Here is a 19,519-nt window from a genome sequence, read left to right as displayed (position 1 = left end):
GGTGACCCGGGGCGATGTCCGTGGTGGGCGGTACGTTGCGGGCATGGGGATCTATCTGGTGAGCGTCGGGGCGCAGGAGTGGTTCGGCGAGGAGGAGGACGGACGGGGGGACGTCGCCGCCGGGCTGAACGAGGAGTTGGGGCGGCGCGGGTTGCCGCCGTACGCGAGCGTTCCCGAGGAGGCGTCGTTCGCTCCCGGGTCCGGGACGGCCTTCGAGGAGAAACTCGTCCCGCCCATGGACGGCTTCACCGCGCTGTGCCGGGCGCATCTGTCGCGGGAGGAGGAGGAAATGCTCTGCGGCTGGACGGTGCTCGTACCGGTGTCGCTCGACGAGGAGATCGAGCTGCCCGTCGAGTCCGCCCACGACCTGACGACGACCATCGCCGGCGCCCCGCAGATCCTCGCCCTCGCGGAGCGGCTGGCCGAGGCCGTCGAGCTGCCGTCCGACGCGCTACCGGCGACGTCGGACAACCTGGAGCTGACCTCGTGGTTCCTGGACGGACAGGCGAAGCGGACCGCGGCGGCCCGGCCGGGGCGGTGGGGAGACGACCTCGATACGGCCTTCTACGTGGCGGTGTATCTGCGCGCCGCCCAGCACTCGATACGGCGCGGCTGCCCGATCGTCTACTCCTGAGGGGTGCAGGGCTGGAGCGCTGGATCTCGGGAGGCCGGGTCGGACGTCACCGCTCCGTGAAATCGGTGACCGTACTGGTGCCGTGGGAGGCTTCCCCGCAGGGCTCCCACGGCGATACAGCTTGCTCATGACGGACAACGGGGGACGCCGCCATGCGTGGCAGCGGGGTGTGCGGGAGTCGGTCCAGGGCGCGGACACCGAGTTGTGGCCCGACGGGCTGGCGGACGTCGTGCCGGGCGGTTTTCATTCGGTCTATGTGCAGTTCGGTGATCTCTATCCTGAACAGCAGCTGCAGTTACAGCTCCTCTACAGCGCTTCGCAGCGCGCCTTCGAGCGCCGGACGAGGGTGTCGGCGCGGGTCACCGTGGTGCGGGTGCTCGGCAACGCGCTGAGCGACCCACGGCTCGGCGACGCCAAGCCGAACGAGCATCTGGCCGAGTATCTCGACCAGGAGATCGCCGACTTGAGGGGAAGGCTGGCGCAGGACAGTGCGACCGCCGTCAGCCGGGGCCTCAACATCGGTCTCGCCATGGGCTCGGCCGCCAGTCTGGCCCTGCTCGCCGTACCGCTGCTCTGGGGCGTCGACCTGCTCGGGGCTCTCGGCGTGGCGTTGAACTGCACCAACCGCTGGAGCCTGCTGGGCGCGTTCGTGTGCGGCGGCGTCGGCGCGTTCGGTGCCGTGCTCAGCGTGCTGGTACGGCTGCGCGGGAGCGCGGACCAACTGGCGCGCCGGCAGTCCAACGGCCGGGAGGGCATCGTGGTCCCCGGGCAGATGGCCCGCAGCATGCGCCACGAGGGCGTGTACCGGGTGTTCGTCGGCTGGATCCTCGCCCTCGCCGTCTACTTCCTGCTCAGCGGCGGCATCGTGACCGTCTTCGAGCCGCCCGCCACCACGGCCGAGATCTGCCCGACGCCGGGGAGCCCGGGATCGGCCGCCGCGGGCACCGAGTTCTGGGGTTTCTGGTGCGCCATCGGCTTCGTGGCGGGCTTCAACGAGCGGTGGGCCTTCGGCATCCTGAGCCGTGACTCGACGAGGCGGCCGGGTAAGAACGCCTGACTCCGTTTTTGAACTGTTTCAACCCTCCCCAACTACTCCTCTGTTGCTGGTGAGTTCTGTTGAATTCTGCAGTGTATTCGTCCTGATCGAACCATGGACACCTTTCACTTCTGCCACTAGCTTCAACCGTCGTCCGAGCTGAATCGTTCCAACTCCGAACAGCCGAAAGGGACTACGGCATGAATGACGGAGTCGACAGCACGAAGGGCGACGGGGTGCCTCGCAGGACGGTGCTCACCACGGCACTGGGCGTCGCGCCCCTGGCCATGGCGGCCGGGATCGCGGGCGGCGGGCCCACCTCGGCGGCACCGGCCCCGCACCGCACCGCCGTCGAGGGCCTGACGGTCGAGCACAGAACGAACCCCCTTGGCGTGGACGCCGCTCACCCGAGGTTCGGCTGGCGCATGGCGTCCTCGGTACGCGGCCGCCGCCAGTCGGCGTACCGGATCCTCGTCGCCACCGCACCCGACCGCCTGACGCCCTCCCGGGCGGACGTCTGGAACAGCGGCCGCGTCACTTCACCGGACTCGATCGCCCTGCGCTACAAGGGCCCCGCCCTCGAAGCGTCCACCCGTTACCACTGGACGGTGACGGCCTGGGACGAGACCGGCCGCCCCGTCCCCGCCGCCGCGACCGCCCACTTCGAGACCGGCCTCCTCTCCACCGACGGCGTCACCGGCTGGGACGGCGCCCAGTGGATCGCCATGGCCGGCAAGCGGCCCAACACCCCCGGCGCCCCGCTGCTGCGCCGGCAGACCCGGCTGACGGGACGCCGAGTGCGCGACGCCCGGCTCTACATCTCCGCCCTCGGCGTGTACGAGGCCCACATCAACGGCCACCGGGTCACGGTCCCGCAGGGCGACGCGGCCACCCACGAGCTGCTCACGCCGGGCTGGACCAACTACGACAGCACCGTCGACTACTTCACCTACGACGTCACGGACCTGGTCGCGGGGGAGCGGCACCAAGACCAGGTCACCATGGCCGCCGTACTCGGCAACGGCTGGTACAACGGCCGTGTCTCCGACAACAGCACCTACTACTCCGCCGACGGCAACCGCCTGGCCCTCAAGGCCAAGCTCCTCGTCCGGTACGCCGACGGATCCGAGCAGACGATCGTCACCGCACCCGGCGACGAGTGGAAGGCCACCGACACCGGCCCCTACCGCGCCGACGACATCTACGACGGGCAGACCTACGACGCCCGCGCGGAACTCCCGGGCTGGACGGCGAACGGCTTCGACACGTCAGCCTGGGCGGGCGTGACCACACACGACCACACCTCCAGGTTCCCCGACGCGAAGCTGGTCGCCCACCCCGGTGAGAGCGCCCGACTGGTGCCGGACTGGGACCGCAAGCCGCACTCCCTCACCGTCTACACCGGCGTGAGCGGCCAGGAGGGCAGCCCCAACGACAAGGGTCGCATCGTCGTCGACACCGCCCGCACGGTCACCGACCCGGCCGCCGCGGCCACCGCCGCCGTGACCCTGCGCCCCGGTGACACCGCCGTGATCGACCTCGGCCAGAACATGGTCGGCGTTCCCCGCTACACGCTGCGCGGCCCGGCGGGCGCCCAAGTCACCTTCAAGCCCGGCGAGATGCTCAACGACGCCAGCGCGGGCGCCGACGGCCCCGTCGGCTCGGTCTACCGCGCCAACCTCCGCGCCGCCAAGGCCACCAGCACCTACATCCTCAGGGGCGACCCCGACGGCGAGACCCACGAGGACTCGCTGACCTTCTACGGCTTCCGCTACGTCTCCGCCACCGCGACCGACACCGTCACCCTCACCGGGTTCACCGGCAGGGTCGCCACCTCCGCCCTCCGCGACATCGGCACGATCACCACGGACGACGCCGACATCAACCAGCTGATCAGCAACGTCCGTTGGGGCCAGCGCGGCAACTATCTCTGGGCCCCCACCGACTGCCCCCAGCGCGACGAACGCCTCGGCTGGACGGGCGACACCCAGCTGTTCTGCAACACCGGCCTCTACAACGCCGATACGGTCAATTTCCTCAGCCACTTCGAGGACATGCTGATCGATTCACAGAAGACATACGGACAGGACGGCGCCCAGTTCACCTGGGTGGCCCCCGGCTCCCGCTACAACCAGCCGGTTCCGGCGAGCGGTTGGGCCGACTGCGGCGTGGTCGTGCCGTGGACGGTGTGGCAGATGTCCGGCGACACCACGATCATCGACCGCAGCTGGGCCGCGATGAAGAAGTACCTGGACTGGATACGCCGGCGCACCGGCGACAGCTACGCCGGACAGGGCGCGATCTTCGGCGACTGGCTGGCGTTCCAGGTCACCAGCACCCAGCTCATCAGCGACGCCTACTACGGCTACAGCACCCGCCTCATGGCCGGCATGGCCCGCGCCACCGGCCGCGAAGACGAGGCCCGCGACTACGACGAGCTCTTCTCCCGCATCAAGCGCGCCTTCGTCGCCAAGTACCTCGTCACCGACCCCGCCACGGGCGAGGTCACGGTCCGCTCCAGCCTGGGCGAGGCACCGCCGTGGACCGGCGGCAAGCCCGAGGACAACAGCCAGACCGCCCTGCTCTGGGTCCTCAAGCTCGGCCTCTACGACACCGAGGCCCAGCGCCGCCGGCTCGTGCTGTCACTCGCCGAGAACATCGGCAACGACGAGGCCTACAAGCAGGCCCACCCCGACAGCACCCGCGTGAAGTACGCCGAGAACACCCTCTCCGTCGGCTTCCTCGGCGTGAACGTCCTCGCCCCGGTGCTCACCGACGAGGGCCGCGCCGACCTGGCGTACAGGCTGCTCCACCAGGACGCCATGCCGTCCTGGCTGTACTCGGTACGCAACGGCGCCACCACCATCTGGGAGCGGTGGAACTCGTACTCGAAGGAGGACGGCTTCGGCCCGGTCGACATGAACTCGTTCAACCACTACTCCTACGGCGCGATCATGGAGTGGATGTACGAGGGCATGGCCGGCATCGCCAAGGACCCGGAACACCCGGGCTTCCGGCACTTCTTCCTCAGGCCCCACCTCGACCCGACCGGCAAGGTCACGCGGGTGGCCGGCTCGCATCTCTCGCCGTACGGCGAGATCGTCAGCAAGTGGCAGACGGACGACCGGAAGCTGACCTACCGGGCCGTGGTACCCGCGAACACGACCGCGACCCTGAGCATCCCCACCGCCGACCCGTCGACGGTCCGCGAGGGCCGCACCCCCCTCTCCCGGGTCGAGGGAGTCGAGTACCTGGGCTTCGCGGACGGCATCGCCGCCTACCGACTCCCGTCCGGCCGCTACGAGGTGACGTCCGCGCTCGACTGACCGCCCACCAGCACCACTTCCAGGGTGCGCGGACCGTGCACCCCCTCGACCCGGTCCAGCTCGATGTCGCTGGTCGCCGACGGACCGGAGATCCACGTCAATGGGAGGCCCGGGTCGAGGCGTTCGAGGGCCTGCGGGACGGAGGAGACGACCTGGTCCGGGACCCGTACGACACAGATGTGGTGGTCGGGGACGAGCGTGATGCGGCGACGGCCCTGGTCGGGGCCGCCGTCCAGCACGATGGTGCCGGTCTCGGCGACCGCCACCGCGCACGCCGTGACCACGCTGTCGACCTGGTCCAGCTCGTGCGCGGTGCTCTCCGCCCGGTCCGCAATCCGCTCGGCGTCGGTGGCCTGAAGCCACTCCAGGTCCAGGCCGCGCGGCACGAGCACGGTCTTCGCGCCCCGCGCGGCCAGCATCCCGGCGATCGTCGCCGCCAGGTCCTCGGCCGTGCACCGATGCACGACGGCCCGGTAGTCCGCCAGGTTCTCGGCCAGCAGGTCGACCGTCTCCCCGACGCTCCGGTCCCCGTGCTCGCGCAGATAGTCGCGGGGAACCGCCTGGTCGTACGACGGCTCGTCCTGGCGTACGTCGGCGAGCGCGCGCCGCACCCGGCCCAGGATCCGTTCCCTGCTGCTCACTTCGCCGCCCCCTTGCCGTCCATCCCGCCGTTCGTCCGCTGCCACCAGTCCCGGAAGGGCTCCTTGGGCACCGCCGGCAGGTCCCGGGTACCGCTCCACGCCTTGCCGGGCCCCGGCAGCGACCGCGGATGCAGACGGCGGGAGCGCGACACGAGCCGCTGACCGGCCCGCAGGGCTCCCGGCCGGCTGAACGCCCAGCGCGCCGCCCGCATCGCGGCCCGCTCGGCGGCATGTCCCTTCGCGGGCTTGAGCACCACCTTGTTGCCGTTCGAGGTCACCTGACCGCCCTCCACGACCCGCTCCCGCAGATGCACCAGCACCTCGGGGATGTCGATGGCCACCGGGCACACCTCGTAGCAGGCGCCGCACAGCGACGACGCGTACGGCAGCGAGGCGTCGATCTCGCTGGTCACGCCCCGCAGTTGAGGGCTGAGGATGGCGCCGATCGGGCCCGGGTAGACCGAGCCGTACGCGTGCCCGCCCGCCCGCTCGTACACCGGGCACACATTGAGACACGCCGAGCAGCGGATGCAGCGCAGGGCCTGGCGGCCGACCTCGTCGGCGAGCGTGTCGGTACGGCCGTTGTCGAGCAGGACCAGGTGGAAGGTGCTCGGTCCGTCGCCGTCCGTCGTACCGGTCCACATGGTCGTGTACGGGTTCATGCGCTCGGCGGTCGAGGAGCGGGGGAGTGTCTGCAGAAACACCTCCAGGTCCTGCCAGGTCGGCAGGATCTTCTCGATGCCGACGACCGAGATCAGCGTCTCCGGCAGGGTCAGGCACATCCGCCCGTTGCCCTCGGACTCCACGACGACCAGCGTGCCGGTCTCGGCGACCATGAAGTTGGCGCCGGAGATGCCGACCTTGGCCCGCAGGAACTTCTCGCGCAGGTGGAGGCGGGCCGCCTCGGCGAGTTCGGCGGGCGTGTCCGTCAGACCCTCGGGCGCCGGGCGGCCCCACTCGCTCATCTCCTTGCGGAAGATGTCCCGGATCTCACCCCGGTTGCGGTGGATCGCCGGGACGAGGATGTGCGAGGGCCGGTCCCTGCCCAACTGCACGATCAGCTCGGCGAGATCGGTCTCGTAGGCGCGGATGCCCTCGGCCTCCAGCGCCTCGTTGAGCCCGATCTCCTGCGTGGTCATCGACTTGACCTTGACGACCTCGGATTCGCCGGTCGCCCTGACGAGGTCCGCCACGATCCTGTTGGCCTCGTCGGCGTCGGCCGCCCAGTGGACCGTACCGCCCGCCGCCGTGACCGACGCCTCCAACTGCACGAGATACCGGTCGAGATGACGCAGCGTGTGGTCCTTGATCCGCTTGCCCGCCTCCCGGAGCGCGTCCCAGTCGGACACTTCGGCGACGGCCTTCGCCCGCTTGGCGCGGATGGTGTGCGTGGCGTGGCGCAGATTGCCGCGCAGGGTCGCGTCGTGCACGGCCTCGTGCGCGGCCTTCGGGAACGCCGGCATTCCGAGATACGTCCCGCTCATACCGCCGGTTCCTCCTCCGTGCTCGCCAGGATCTCCGCGATGTGCACCGGCCGCATGCCCGTGCTCAGTCGCGCCATCGTGCCGCCGATGTGCATCAGACAGGAGTTGTCGGCCGCGCACAGCACCTCGGCGCCCGTCGAGGCGGCGTTGCGCACCTTGTCCGCACCCATCGCCGCCGAGACATCGGAGTTCTTCAGCGCGAAGGTGCCGCCGAACCCGCAGCACTCCTCGGCACCCGGCAACTCGGCCAACTCCAGCCCCTTGACGGCCTGGAGCAGCCGCCGGGGCCGGTCACCGAGCCCCAGCCCGCGCAGTCCGTGACACGTCGGGTGGTAGGTCACCTTGTGCGGGTAGTAGGCGCCGACGTCCGTCACCCCCAGCACGTCGACCAGGAACTCCGTGAGTTCGTACGTCTTCGGCACCACGGGCGCCAGCGTCGTGGCCAGCGAGTTCCCGCGCCCCTCGGCCCGCGCCCGCTCACCCATCCGCGGATACAGCTCCCGCACCATCGCCCCGCACGAGCCGGACGGGGTGACGATCGCCTCGTACTCCCCGAAGACATCGGAGAAATGCCGGGCCAGCGGCTCGGCCTCGTGCCGGTATCCGGTGTTGTAGTGCGCCTGCCCGCAGCAGGTCTGGGCCATCGGGAAGTCGACCTCGACGCCCAGCCTGGTCAGCAGTTTCACCACGGCGCGCCCGGTGTCCGGATAGAGCGTGTCGTTGACACAGGTCAGGAACAGGGCGACACGCATCGCGGCTCCTTGTGATCGATCATCGGATGAGTGAAGGGTAGTCCGGGCGTGCGTCCCGGGGGAGACCCCGCTCACCCCCGGGTGAGCCGGGCCTCCGCCTCGCTCCAGCGCGCCGCGTCCCCCTGCGGCTCGTAGCGGGTCAACGGCTGCGTACGGGTGAGCAGGCGCCGCCCGTCCGCGAGGTCGCCGACCAGCCCGTGCGCCCGCGCCTGGACCAGGACGTTCCCGAGCGCCGCGGCCTCGGTCGGACCGGCCACCACCGGCAGCCCGCAGGCATCGGCGGTCAATTGGCACAGCAGGGCATTGCGCGTCCCACCGCCGACGACATGGACGACGTCCACGGAATGGCCGGCCAGCCGCTGGGCGTCCGCGACGGCCCTGCGATGGGCGAGGGCGAGCGAGTCGAGGATGCAGCGCGTGACCTCGGCGGGCGAGGCGGGCACCGGCTGCCCCGTGGCCCGGCACGCCTCGGCGATCCGCTCCGGCATCCGCCCAGGCGCCAGGAACGCCGCGTCCCCCGCGTCCACGACCGACCGCAGCGCCGGAACCTTGGCGGCGTCGAGCAGCAACGCACCCAGCTCCGGGTCCTCCCAGGCCCGTACGCACTCCTGGAGCAGCCACAGCCCCATGATGTTCCGCAGATAGCGGACCGTGCCGTCCAGCCCGAGCTCGTTGGTGAAGTTGGCGGCCCGGCTCTCCTCGCTCAGCACGGGCGCGTCCAGCTCCAGCCCCGCCAGCGACCAGGTCCCGGTGCAGATGTAGGCGAAGCGCTCGCCGCCCTCGGCCGGGACGGCGGCCACGGCGGAGGCGGTGTCGTGCGACCCGACGGCCGTCACCGGCACCGGACCGGCGAGCCCGGTCTCCTCCAGCACCTCCGGTCGCAGGACGCCCGCCGGATCGCCGGGCTGCCGCAGCGGCGCGAACAACGACAGGTCGATGCCGAGCCGGGAGGCGATGGAGTACGACCAGTCGCGCGTGCGGGGATCGATGAGCTGGGTGGTGGAGGCGTTGGTGAGCTCGGTGCCCTGCTCGCCGGTGAGCCAGTACGTCAGGAGGTCGGGGATGAGCAACAGCCGTTCGGCATACGACAGTTGGGCCGAGACTTGCGCGGCCGTCAGCTGGTACAGGGTGTTGAACGGTGCGTACTGCAACCCGGTGGCGGCATACAGCTCCTCCGCCGGAACGGTCGCCCACACCTTCTCCGCGACGCCTTCCGTCCGGGAGTCCCGGTAGTGCACGGGATTACCGAGCAGCGCCCCGCCCGCGTCCAGCAGCCCGTAGTCCACGGCCCAGCTGTCGATCCCGACGGAGTCCACCTGACCGACCGCCCGCAGCCCGTCCAGCACCCCCGCATACAGCGCGAGGACATCCCAGCGCAGCCCTTCGGGCACCCGCACGGGCCGGTTCGGGAACCGGTGCGCCTCGGCCAGCTCCAGGCTGTCCGGCCCGACCCGGCCGACCATGACACGCCCGCTGGACGCGCCGAGATCGACCGCGGCGTACGACTTCACGGCCGCGCTCACCGCAGGAAGGCGGCCGCGACGCCGGCGTCGACCGGGATGTGCAGCCCGGTGGTGTGGGTCAGGTCCCCGCCGGTCAGCGCGAAGACGGCGTTCGCGACATGCTCGGGCAGCACCTCGCGCTTGAGGATGGTCCGCTGGGCGTAGAACTCACCCAGCTTCTCCTCCTCGACCCCGTACACGGCCGCCCGCTCGGCCCCCCAGCCACCGGCGAAGATCCCCGACCCGCGCACGACACCGTCCGGGTTGATCCCGTTGACGCGGATGCTGTGCTCCCCGAGCTCGGCGGCCAGCAGCCGCACCTGGTGTGCCTGGTCGGCCTTGGTGGCGGAGTAGGCGATGTTGTTCGGCCCGGCGAACACGGCGTTCTTCGAGGCGATGTACACGATGTCGCCGCCCACCTGCTGAGCGATCATCACGCGCGCCGCCTCCCTCGACACCAGGAAGGAACCGCGCGCCATGATGTCGTGCTGCAGGTCCCAGTCCTTGGCCGAGGTCTCCAGCAGCGGCTTGGAGACGGAGATACCGGCGTTGTTGACGACGAGATCGACACCGCCGAAGGCGAGCACGGCCGCCTTGAAGGCGTCGGCGATCTGCTCCTCCGAGGTCACATCGACGCTCACGGCGACGGCCTTGTCGGGCCCGCCGAGCTCCTGCGCCACCGCGGCGGCGTTCTCGGCATTGAGATCGGCGACCACGACACACGCGCCCTCGGCGACCAGCCGATGCGCGATGGCCTTCCCGATCCCGCTGCCCGCACCCGTCACCAGGGCGACCCGCGTCGCGAGCGGCTTGGGCTTCGGCATCCGCTGAAGCTTGGCCTCTTCGAGCGCCCAGTACTCGATCCGGAACTTCTCGGACTCCTCGATGGGCGAGTACGTCGAGACGGCCTCGGCCCCCCGCATCACGTTGACGGCGTTGACATAGAACTCACCCGCGACCCGCGCGGTCTGCTTGTCCTTGCCGAAGCTGAACATGCCCACACCCGGGACCAGCACGATCGCCGGGTCGGCGCCGCGCATGGCGGGGGAGTCGGGCAGAGCATGCCGCTGATAGTAGGCGGCGTACTCCTCCCGGTACTCGGCGTGCAGCTCCTTGAGCCGGGCGACGGCCTCGTCGAGCGGAGCGGTCGGCGGCAGATCCAGGACCAGGGGCCGGACCTTGGTGCGCAGGAAGTGATCGGGGCACGAGGTCCCCAGGGCGGCGAGCCGCGGATGCTCGGCCCGGGCCAGGAACTCGAGTACGACATCGGCGTCGTCGAAGTGCCCGACCTGGGCCTTGTCCTGCGAGGCGACGGCACGCACATACGGTGCCAGCGCCGCGGCCCGCTCCCGCCGCTCGGCCTCGGGCAGCGCCTCGTACCCCTCGATGACGGCCCCGAAGGGCTCAGCCTTGCCCTTCTTGGCCAGGAACGCCTCGGCGGTCCGGATGATGTGCAGCGAGTTCCGCTCGCACTCCTCGGCGGTGTCACCCCAGGCGGTGATCCCGTGCCCGCCGAGGACGACGCCGATCGCCTGCGGGTTGGCCGCCTTGATGGCGGCGATGTCCAGCCCCAGCTGGAACCCGGGCCGCCGCCAGGGCACCCACGCGACGGTGTCCCCGAAACACTCGGCGGTCAGCTTCTCCCCGTCGGCGGCACAGGCCAGCGCGATACCCGAGTCCGGATGCAGATGATCGACATGTGCTGCCTCGACGAGCCCGTGCATGGCGGTGTCGATGGAGGGAGCGGCCCCGCCCTTGCCGTGCAGGCAGTAGTCGAACGCGGCGACCATCTCGTCCTCCCGCTCGACACCCGGGTAGACATCGACGAGCGCCCGCATCCGGTCCAGCCGCAACACCGCCAGCCCGGCGTCGGTGAGCGTGCCGAGGTCACCACCGGACCCCTTGACCCACATCAGCTCGACGTCACCACCGGTGACGGGGTCGGTGTCGGTGCCCTTGGCGGAGGCATTGCCGCCGGCGTAGTTGGTGTTACGGGGATCGGAGCCGAGCCGGTGGGACCGGGCGAGGAGGGCGGCGGCTTCGGGATGGATTGCCATGAACTTCCAGTCCTTATGAGAGAGGGGGAGTGCACTTACCTGGGGGCGCGGGGAACTGCGCGATCAGCCACAACGAACCCGCAGTCCGCAACAAGACAGAACTCGGCAGACGCTTATGCGCCCCATCCGGCCTGCTCCCCACCAACCCGCTCAGCCACGATCTTCTCGGCCCACCCGGACCGCCGGTACGCGGCAATGGGGTCAGCGTCGAGCCCCATCTCTTCCCGCATCTCGGCCAGCAACGGCCGCACATCCGTGTTGTACGCATCCATGACCACGGCATTCGCGCCCAGCACATCACCCGAGGCCTGCGCCTCAGCCAACGCCGACCGATCCACGAGCAGCGCCTTGGCCGTCGCTTCCTGCACGTTCATCACCGACCGGATGATCGCCGGAATCTTCGCCTCGATGTTGTGGCACTGATCGAGCATGAACGCCACGTCAGGCGTGAACCCACCCCCACGCACGACTTCGTACATGATCCGGAACAGCTGGAACGGATCGGCGGCCCCGACCATCAGGTCGTCGTCGGCATAGAACCGCGAGTTGAAGTCGAACCCACCGAGCTTCCCCTCCCGCAGCAGCGTGGCGACGATGAACTCGATGTTGGTACCGGGAGCGTGATGCCCGGTGTCGACGACAACCTGCGCCTTGGGCCCGAGCTTCAGACAGTGCGCATACGCCGTCCCCCAGTCCGGCACATCGGTCGTGTAGAACGCCGGCTCGAAGAACTTGTACTCCAGCAGCATCCGCTGCCCGTCCCCGAGTCGCTCGTACACCTCGGCCAGCCCCTCGGCGAGCCGGTCCTGCCGCGCCCGGATGTCGTCCTGACCCGGATAGTTCGTACCGTCCGCGAACCACAGCTTCAGATCGGCGGAGCCCGTCGCGTCCATGATGTCGACGCACTCCAGCAGATGATCAAGAGCCTTCCGCCGCACCGAGGCCTCGGGATGGCAGATGCTGCCCAGCTTGTAGTCGTCGTCCTGGAAGGTGTTGGAGTTGATCGCGCCGAGCCTGACGCCGTGCTCCTCGGCGAACTTGGCCAGCGCGCCGTAGTCATCGACCCTGTCCCAGGGGATGTGCAGCGCAACGGTCGGCGCCACGCCGGTGATCGCGTGCACCTGAGCCGCGTCCTCCAACTTCTCCCGCGGCGTGCGCGGAACACCGGACTGCGTGAACACCTTGAACCGCGTCCCCGAGTTCCCGTACGCCCACGACGGCGTTTCGACTGCCTGCGTCTTGAGTGCGGCCTTCACCGCGGCGAGCTCGGTCACTTGAGGGCTCCTGTGACGTAGGGACGGAAAGTCAGCTGAACGGCTACGCTGTGAAACGATTCAAGACGGGAACGTATGAGCCCTCCGAATGGGTGTCAAGCCCCGGGGTCAAGGCTGTTTCCCGTAGCCCTACCGCGACCTTCGTCCATCGAAATTTTTTCGACACGGACCCATTGACGTGACATGCGCTCCGTGCCTAACGTCCCGGCAACCAAGTTGAAACCTTTCACGACGCCGTGAGGGCCGTCCCGCCGGCGTCGTCGAGGAGCCCCCATGACCCACCCGTCCACCACGGGTCCGGCCCCGGTTCTCGCGCTCAGGGACATCTCGAAGTCCTTCGGCGCGGTCCGCGCCTTGCGGGACGTCTCCCTGGAGCTGTTCCCCGGGGAGGTGCACGCCCTCGCCGGCGAGAACGGCGCGGGCAAGTCGACCCTGATCAAGACGCTCGCCGGCGTGCACCGGCCCGACGCGGGCCAGGTGCTGCTCGACGGTGCGCCCGTCGTCTTCCACGGCCCCGGCGACGCCCGCGACGCCGGTATCGCCGTGATCTACCAGGAGCCGACCCTCTTCCCCGACTTGTCGATCGCCGAGAACATCTTCATGGGCCGCCAGCCACGGCGCGCCCTCGGCCGCATCGACCACAAGGCCACGCACACCGCGACGCTGGCCCTGATGCGGCGGCTCGGCGTCGAACTCGACCCCGACCGCCCCGCGCGCGGCCTGTCCATCGCCGACCAGCAGATCGTCGAGATCGCCAAGGCGCTCTCCTTCGACGCCCGCGTCCTGATCATGGACGAGCCGACCGCCGCCCTCACCGGCAGCGAGGTCGCCCGCCTCTTCGGCGTGGTCCGCGCCCTGCGTGAACAGGGCGCCGCCGTCCTCTTCATCTCCCACCGCCTGGAGGAGATCTTCCAGATCTGCCGCCGGGTCACGACCCTGCGCGACGGCGCCTGGATCGCCAGCGAGCCCCTCGACGGCATGACCGAGGACGACCTCGTCCGCCGCATGGTCGGCCGCGACCTCGACGAGCTGTACCCCAAGCAGGACGTGAAGCCGGGCGAAGTCGCCCTGAGCGTGCGCCGGCTGACCCGGGAGGGCGTCTTCACCGACGTCTCCTTCGATGTACGGCGCGGTGAGATCGTCGGCCTCGCGGGGCTCGTCGGAGCGGGCCGTACGGAGGTCGCGCGGGCCGTGTTCGGCATCGACCGCTGGGACGCCGGTGACGTGTCCGTCGACGGCAAGGCCCTGACCAACGGCGCCCCGTCCACCGCCATGGCCTGCGGGCTCGCCCTCGTTCCCGAGGACCGGCGCGCCCAGGGCCTGGTGATGGACATGTCCATCGAGCGCAACATCGGCCTCACCGGACTGCGTACGACCGTCAAGGCGGGGTTGATGGACCGCGGCGCCGAACGCAGCCGCTCCCTCGACTGGGCCGTCAAGCTCCAGGTCAAGTACGCCCGGATCGCCGACGCCGTCTCCACCCTGTCCGGGGGCAACCAGCAGAAGGTCGTCCTCGCCAAGTGGCTGGCCACCGGCCCCAAGGTGCTGATCGTCGACGAGCCCACCCGCGGCATCGACGTCGGCACCAAGGCCGAGGTGCACCGGCTGCTCGGCGAACTGGCCGCCGACGGCGTGGCCGTCCTGATGATCTCCTCCGACCTGCCCGAGATCCTCGGCATGGCCGACCGTGTGCTCGTGATGCACGAGGGCCGCCTCACCGCCGAGATCCCGCGCTCCGAAGCCACCGAGGAAACCGTGATGGCCGCAGCCACCGGGAGGGCCGCCGCATGACGGTGACCACCCCCAAAGAGGCTCCCGTGACCGACGTACCGAAGTCCAGCGGCACCCGCCTCGTCGACCGTGTCTTCAAGATGCGCGAACTCGCCATCCTGGCCGTCTTCGTGGTGATGATCGTCGTCACCCAGCTGGGCAACAGCCAGTTCCTCACCGAGCAGGGCATCAAGGACCTGCTCCTGAACGCGACGATCCTCGTCCTGGTCGCCACCGGCCAGTCCCTGGTGGTGATCACGAGGAACGTCGACCTGTCGGTCGGCTCCACGCTCGGCATCAGCGCCTTCGCCGCCGGTACGTATCTCCAGGGGGGCGGGAGCCCGGTCGTCGCCGTGTTCCTGGCGATTCTGATGGGCGTCGGCTTCGGTCTGCTCAACGGCCTGCTCGTCAGCCTCGGCCAGGTGCCCGCGCTCGTCGTCACGCTCGGCACGCTCTACATCATCCGCGGCATCGACTCCATCTGGGTCGGCTCCCGGCAGATCACCGCGGCCGACCTCCCGGACGGATTCGTCGACTTCGGCTCCGGCGGCCTTGCCGCGGTGCCGTGGCTGGCGCTGATCGCCGTCGCCGTGCTGATCGCGACCGCGTACTACCTCAAGCACTTCGGCAGCGGCCGCGAGCTCTACGCCCTCGGCTCCAACCCGGAGGCCGCCCGCCTCGCCGGCATCCCGGTGCGCAAGCGGATCCTGGCCGCGTACACCTTCTGCGGGGCGCTGGCCGGACTCGCGGGCGCGCTGTACCTGGCCCGGTTCGGCAACGTCGACTCCGGGACCGGCAACGGCTACGAACTCACCGTCGTCAGCGCGGTCGTGGTCGGCGGCGTCGTCTTCACCGGCGGCTCCGGCAGCGTCTACGGCGCGGCGCTCGGCGCGCTGCTGCTGACCTCCATCAACAGCGTGCTGCCCGCCCTCGGCGTCAGCTCCGTCTGGGTGCTCGCCATCAACGGCATCCTGCTCATCCTCGCCATCGCCGTCGACCGGATCGTCGCGCTGCGTGTGGCCAACGCCCTGAAGAAGAGGAACGCCCGCCATGGCTGACTTCTCCCTGAGCCGAGCGGTCCGCTGGGACACGGTCGTCGGCGCGCTGCTGATCGTCGTGCTCCTGCTGTCCTTCGGAACGGTCGACGGTTTCGGAAACGCTCTCAACCTGTCGTTCCTGATCGGCAACACCCTTCCGATCGCGTTGATCGCCCTGCCGATGACGCTCCTGGTCGTCTCGGGCGAGATCGATCTCTCGGTCGCCTCCACCGCCGGTCTCTCGGGCGCCGTGATGGGCGCACTGTGGAACCAGGGCATGACGATCGAGACGATCATCCCGATCTGTCTGCTGCTCGGTGTGGTGTGCGGGCTCGTCAACGGCCTGCTCGTGACCAAGCTGGGCCTGCCGTCCCTCGCCGTCACCATCGGCACCCTTGCCGCCTACCGGGGCATCGCACAGATCGTGCTCGGCTCGGACGCGGTGACCGACTTCCCCACCCAGTACCTCGACTTCGCGGCCGGACGGATCGGCGACACCTTCATCCCGTACGCCTTCCTGCCCTTCCTCGTGCTGCTCGCGATCGCCGTGGTCACCCTGCACGCCACGCCGTTCGGGCGGTCCATCTTCGCCACCGGCGCGAGCGAGGAGGCCGCGCGGTTCGCCGGTATCCGCGTGAAGCGGCAGAAGCTGATTCTGTTCACCGTGACGGGGCTGATGGCTTCGCTCACCGGAATCTTCTGGGCGCTGCATTACGCCAGCGCTCGCTATGACAACGCGACCGGTCTTGAACTCTCGGTCGTGGCCGCCGTGTTGCTCGGCGGTATCGACTTCGACGGCGGCAAGGGCACGTTGGGTGGTGCCGTCGCCGGTGTGTTCCTGCTGGGGGCGCTGCAGAACGTGATGAGCCTCCAGGACGTCTCCGCGCAGTCGCAGATCGTCGTCACCGGTGTGTTGCTCGTTCTTTCCGTCCTCGGGCCGCGGGTTGCGCGGCAAATCGCCGTTGTGCGTGCTCGATCGACCGGCTGACCGTCGTCTGTGGCTGGTCGCGCCCACGCGGCGGAGCCGCACATCGATACAGCCCCGCGCCCCCAAGGGCATCCAATCACCTTCGTTCAAAGGAACCGTCATGCGTAAGTCATCCCTCCGGCGCGTCTGCGTGACCCTCGCCGCCGTCACCTCCCTCGCCCTCGCCGCCACCGCCTGCGGCGGCACCACCAAGGAGGACGTCAAGAACGAGGGTGCCTCGGCGGCCACCGCCGGCAAGGCCGACCCGAACGCCGAGCTGAAGAAGGGGCTGACCGTCGGCTTCCTGCCCAAGCAGGTCAACAACCCCTACTTCACCTCCGCCGACAAGGGCGGCGAGGCGGCGCTGAAGGAGCTGGGCTCCAGCTACAAGGAGGTCGGGCCGTCCAGCGCCACGGACACCGCCGGGCAGGTGTCGTACGTCAACACGCTCACCCAGCAGCAGGTGGACGCGATGGCCGTCTCCGCGCAGGACCCGGGCGCCCTGTGCACCGCGCTCAAGCAGGCCATGAAGAACGGCATCAAGGTCGTCACCTACGACTCCGACACCACCGCCGACTGTCGCAACGCCTTCGTCTCGCAGGCCTCCGCCGAGGACCTCGGCCGCACCGAGGTGCAGCTGCTCGCCGAGCAGATCGGCTACAAGGGCGAGATCGCGATCCTGTCCGCCGCACAGACCGCGACGAACCAGAACATCTGGATCGACTTCATGAAGGAGGAGCTCAAGGACCCGAAGTACAAGGACATCAAGCTCGTCAAGGTCGCCTACGGTGACGACGACGCCCAGAAGTCCTTCCAGCAGACCCAGGGCCTGCTCCAGGAGTACCCGGACCTGAAGGGGATCATCTCCCCGACCACCGTCGGCATCAAGGCCGCCGCCCAGTACCTGTCGGGCTCCAAGTACAAGGGCAAGGTCAAGCTGACCGGCCTCGGCACCCCCAACGACATGCGCAAGTACGTCAAGAACGGCACCGTCGAGGCGTTCGAGCTGTGGGACCCGGCGAAGCTCGGCGATCTGGCCGCCCGCGCCGCCGTCGCCCTGGTCTCCGGCCAGATCACCGGCAAGGAGGGCGAGACCTTCAAGGCCGGCGAGACCACGTACACCATCGGCAAGGACGGCGTGATCAGCCTCGGCAAGCCGACCGTCTTCGACGCCAAGAACATCGACCAGTTCAACTTCTAGACCCTGGAGGGTCGTTGATGCAGCGCGTGTGCTTCCTGCTGAAAGTCCGTCAGGACCGCCTGGACGAGTACCGCGAGCGGCACGCCGCCGTGTGGCCGGAGATGCTCCGAGCGCTCTCCGCCACCGGCTGGCACAACTACTCGCTCTTCCTGCGCGAGGACGGACTCCTGGTCGGCTACCTGGAGACCGAGGACTTCGCCGCCGCCCAGGCAGGTATGGAGGCCACGGAGGTCAACGCCCGCTGGCAGAAGGAGATGGCGCCGTTCTTCGAGTCGCTGGACGGCGCCCGCCCCGACGAGGCCATGAAGCCACTCACCGAAGTGTTCCACCTCGCCTGAACGCCCCCTCAGGAGCCGCATCGATGAAAAGACGTACGCTGCTGGGCGCCGCCCTCGCAGGAGCCGTGATGACCCCCGCCCTCGCCTCGGGTACCGCACGCGCCGCCGACCCCGGCCCGTCCCTCACCCTGACGGGCACCACCACCCTCGACACCCAGGCCATCTTCTTCGTGTCGTACGACGGCCTGGTCAACAACAACGCCTTCCAGAAGAACGGCCTGCTGACCTACAAGGGCTACCAGTACGCAGTCTGGTACACCGCCGACCGCAACGCCGTCGTGGGCCGCCGCGTCCTCGGCTCCACCACCTGGTCCACGGTCAAGGTCGGCCACACCCTGCGCTACAACGACTCCCACAACGTCATCTCGATGGGGATGTCCAAGGTCGACGGGCGCCTCCACCTCAACATGGACTCGCACAGCGACGGCTTCACCTACGTCAAGTCGGTCGCGGGGCTGATGGACAACCCGGCCGGCCTGAGCTGGGTCGCGAGCCGCTTCGGCGCCCCGCAGTCCACGATGGACGGCCTCGCCCTCACCTCGCAGTTCACCTACCCGCAGTTCGTCTCCACCCCCGAGGGCAGGCTCCAGCTCAGCTACCGGGTCGCCGTCTCCGGCAACGGCCGCAACGCCCTCGCCGAGTACGACGGTTCGACCTGGACCAACCTCGGCGAGTGGAGCAGCTCCACCGGGACGTACACCAGCGAGCACGGCTCCTCGACCGCCCGCAACATGTACCTGCACGGCATCGACTACGACAGGAACGGCCGCCTGCACTCGTTCTTCACCTGGCGTGAGCAGAACGGCGCCGTGATGTGCTCCAGCGGCGGGATCACCAACCACGACACCGGTTACGTCTACTCCGACGACCGCGGTCGCACCTGGCGCAACAACGCCGGCTCCGTCGTCGGCACCACCGGCGGCTCCGACAAGGTCGCCGTCACCGACAGCGGGCTGGTGATCGACGCACTCAACCCGGACCACTCCCTGATGAACCAGGAGAGCCAGTTCACCGACTCCGCCGGCCTGCCGCACGCGATCATCAGCTACGTCCCCGGCCGGTTCGGCCAGTGCACCACCAACTACGTCGCCGACCGCACCGCCAACGGCCGCGCCTTCCACGTGCGCAAGAACTCCTCGGGGGCATGGCAGAAGGCGGAGATCCCGGTTCCGCTGAACTCCAGCCAGCGCACCAAGCTGATTCTGGACAAGTACGACAACGCGTACGCGATCTTCCCGTTCTGTCGCATAGCCGCAGCCTCCAAGGCCTCCGGGTACACGGACTGGGCGGTGCTGTACGACGGTGTCACCGCCGGGCTGAACGCCTTCGGCGAGGTCGTGATCGACGAGACGCGCGTCGGCCAGGACCACTTCCTGTCGATCATGTACCAGGAGAAGTCCAGCGGTACGACGCCCTCGGCGCTGCGCAACCTCAACTTCCGCCTGCCTGCCTGATCGCAGTCGTTGTGGGCGGCATGACGGTAATGTGAAGGCCTTCCCG

The 19,519-nt window shown here is 69.4% G+C and carries 15 protein-coding genes; 9 read left to right on the top strand and 6 right to left on the bottom strand.

Annotated features, from left to right (window positions below):
* Window positions 1-43: 43 nt before the first annotated feature.
* The 3 genes from EJ357_RS03710 to EJ357_RS03700 all read left to right on the top strand — a co-directional run bounded on the left by EJ357_RS03710 (window position 44) and on the right by EJ357_RS03700 (window position 4,996).
* Window positions 44-634: a hypothetical protein gene (locus EJ357_RS03710; RefSeq protein WP_126388565.1), complete on the top strand. Its 591-nt coding sequence runs from the start codon at window positions 44-46 to the stop codon at window positions 632-634.
* Between the two features lie 127 nt (window positions 635-761).
* A complete protein-coding gene (locus EJ357_RS03705; RefSeq protein ID WP_126388563.1) occupies window positions 762-1,691 on the top strand; it encodes a hypothetical protein in 930 nt (309 codons plus the stop codon).
* Window positions 1,692-1,870: 179 nt separating this feature from the next.
* Complete coding sequence (locus tag EJ357_RS03700; RefSeq protein ID WP_126388561.1) at window positions 1,871-4,996, top strand: alpha-L-rhamnosidase; 3,126 nt, start codon at window positions 1,871-1,873, stop codon at window positions 4,994-4,996.
* Here the strand turns inward: EJ357_RS03700 and EJ357_RS03695 are convergent.
* From EJ357_RS03695 to rhaI, 6 genes are all read right to left on the bottom strand, one after another.
* Complete coding sequence (locus EJ357_RS03695; protein ID WP_126388559.1) at window positions 4,969-5,637, bottom strand: LutC/YkgG family protein; 669 nt, start codon at window positions 5,635-5,637, stop codon at window positions 4,969-4,971. The two genes, EJ357_RS03700 and EJ357_RS03695, sit on opposite strands and share 28 nt — an antisense overlap.
* Window positions 5,634-7,121 (bottom strand): LutB/LldF family L-lactate oxidation iron-sulfur protein, encoded by a 1,488-nt coding sequence (locus EJ357_RS03690; protein ID WP_126388557.1) that lies wholly within the window; start codon window positions 7,119-7,121, stop codon window positions 5,634-5,636. The genes EJ357_RS03695 and EJ357_RS03690 overlap by 4 nt, the downstream gene beginning before the upstream one ends.
* On the bottom strand, window positions 7,118-7,873 hold the full coding sequence (locus tag EJ357_RS03685) for a (Fe-S)-binding protein (protein ID WP_126388555.1): 756 nt from the start codon (window positions 7,871-7,873) through the stop codon (window positions 7,118-7,120). The genes EJ357_RS03690 and EJ357_RS03685 overlap by 4 nt, the downstream gene beginning before the upstream one ends.
* Window positions 7,874-7,944: 71 nt before the next feature.
* Complete coding sequence (locus EJ357_RS03680) at window positions 7,945-9,396, bottom strand: rhamnulokinase (protein WP_126388553.1); 1,452 nt, start codon at window positions 9,394-9,396, stop codon at window positions 7,945-7,947.
* Window positions 9,393-11,432, bottom strand: coding sequence for a bifunctional aldolase/short-chain dehydrogenase (locus EJ357_RS03675; RefSeq protein WP_126388551.1), 2,040 nt, complete (start codon window positions 11,430-11,432; stop codon window positions 9,393-9,395). The genes EJ357_RS03680 and EJ357_RS03675 overlap by 4 nt, the downstream gene beginning before the upstream one ends.
* A 113-nt stretch (window positions 11,433-11,545) precedes the next feature.
* A complete protein-coding gene (rhaI, locus tag EJ357_RS03670; protein ID WP_126388549.1) occupies window positions 11,546-12,706 on the bottom strand; it encodes an L-rhamnose isomerase in 1,161 nt (386 codons plus the stop codon).
* Window positions 12,707-12,979: 273 nt separating this feature from the next.
* Here rhaI and EJ357_RS03665 point away from each other — a divergent pair, with 273 nt between their 5' ends.
* The 6 genes from EJ357_RS03665 to EJ357_RS03640 all read left to right on the top strand — a co-directional run bounded on the left by EJ357_RS03665 (window position 12,980) and on the right by EJ357_RS03640 (window position 19,473).
* Complete coding sequence (locus EJ357_RS03665; RefSeq protein ID WP_126388547.1) at window positions 12,980-14,497, top strand: sugar ABC transporter ATP-binding protein; 1,518 nt, start codon at window positions 12,980-12,982, stop codon at window positions 14,495-14,497.
* Entirely contained in the window at window positions 14,494-15,534 is a 1,041-nt protein-coding gene (locus EJ357_RS03660) for an ABC transporter permease (RefSeq protein ID WP_126388545.1), read from the top strand. Before EJ357_RS03665 ends, EJ357_RS03660 begins: the two co-directional genes overlap by 4 nt.
* Entirely contained in the window at window positions 15,527-16,501 is a 975-nt protein-coding gene (locus tag EJ357_RS03655) for an ABC transporter permease (protein WP_126388543.1), read from the top strand. Before EJ357_RS03660 ends, EJ357_RS03655 begins: the two co-directional genes overlap by 8 nt.
* A gap of 100 nt (window positions 16,502-16,601) precedes the next feature.
* Complete coding sequence (gene rhaS / locus EJ357_RS03650; protein ID WP_126388541.1) at window positions 16,602-17,681, top strand: rhamnose ABC transporter substrate-binding protein; 1,080 nt, start codon at window positions 16,602-16,604, stop codon at window positions 17,679-17,681.
* Window positions 17,682-17,698: 17 nt separating this feature from the next.
* Window positions 17,699-18,019 carry an L-rhamnose mutarotase gene (locus tag EJ357_RS03645; RefSeq protein ID WP_126388539.1) on the top strand — a complete coding sequence of 107 codons (321 nt, stop codon included), beginning with the start codon at window positions 17,699-17,701 and terminating at the stop codon, window positions 18,017-18,019.
* A gap of 23 nt (window positions 18,020-18,042) precedes the next feature.
* Window positions 18,043-19,473 carry a BNR repeat-containing protein gene (locus EJ357_RS03640; protein WP_126388537.1) on the top strand — a complete coding sequence of 477 codons (1,431 nt, stop codon included), beginning with the start codon at window positions 18,043-18,045 and terminating at the stop codon, window positions 19,471-19,473.
* Window positions 19,474-19,519: the final 46 nt, after the last annotated feature.

The sequence above is a fragment of the Streptomyces cyaneochromogenes genome, assembly GCF_003963535.1.
GTDB lineage: Bacteria > Actinomycetota > Actinomycetes > Streptomycetales > Streptomycetaceae > Streptomyces > Streptomyces shaanxiensis.
Note: the sequence above shows the minus strand (reverse complement) of the source record. Positions and strands in the feature narration are given on the sequence as shown.

What these genes read in the sequence shown, in the direction of transcription:
- EJ357_RS03710 (WP_126388565.1), top strand. Translation starts at nt 44, where the DNA reads ATGGGGATCTATCTGGTGAGCGTCGGGGCGCAGGAGTGGTTCGGCGAG.
- EJ357_RS03705 (WP_126388563.1), top strand. Translation starts at nt 762, where the DNA reads ATGACGGACAACGGGGGACGCCGCCATGCGTGGCAGCGGGGTGTGCGG.
- EJ357_RS03700 (WP_126388561.1), top strand. Translation starts at nt 1,871, where the DNA reads ATGAATGACGGAGTCGACAGCACGAAGGGCGACGGGGTGCCTCGCAGG.
- EJ357_RS03690 (WP_126388557.1), bottom strand. Translation starts at nt 7,121, where the DNA reads ATGAGCGGGACGTATCTCGGAATGCCGGCGTTCCCGAAGGCCGCGCAC.
- EJ357_RS03685 (WP_126388555.1), bottom strand. Translation starts at nt 7,873, where the DNA reads ATGCGTGTCGCCCTGTTCCTGACCTGTGTCAACGACACGCTCTATCCG.
- EJ357_RS03675 (WP_126388551.1), bottom strand. Translation starts at nt 11,432, where the DNA reads ATGGCAATCCATCCCGAAGCCGCCGCCCTCCTCGCCCGGTCCCACCGG.
- EJ357_RS03665 (WP_126388547.1), top strand. Translation starts at nt 12,980, where the DNA reads ATGACCCACCCGTCCACCACGGGTCCGGCCCCGGTTCTCGCGCTCAGG.
- EJ357_RS03660 (WP_126388545.1), top strand. Translation starts at nt 14,494, where the DNA reads ATGACGGTGACCACCCCCAAAGAGGCTCCCGTGACCGACGTACCGAAG.
- EJ357_RS03655 (WP_126388543.1), top strand. Translation starts at nt 15,527, where the DNA reads ATGGCTGACTTCTCCCTGAGCCGAGCGGTCCGCTGGGACACGGTCGTC.
- rhaS (WP_126388541.1), top strand. Translation starts at nt 16,602, where the DNA reads ATGCGTAAGTCATCCCTCCGGCGCGTCTGCGTGACCCTCGCCGCCGTC.
- EJ357_RS03645 (WP_126388539.1), top strand. Translation starts at nt 17,699, where the DNA reads ATGCAGCGCGTGTGCTTCCTGCTGAAAGTCCGTCAGGACCGCCTGGAC.
- EJ357_RS03640 (WP_126388537.1), top strand. Translation starts at nt 18,043, where the DNA reads ATGAAAAGACGTACGCTGCTGGGCGCCGCCCTCGCAGGAGCCGTGATG.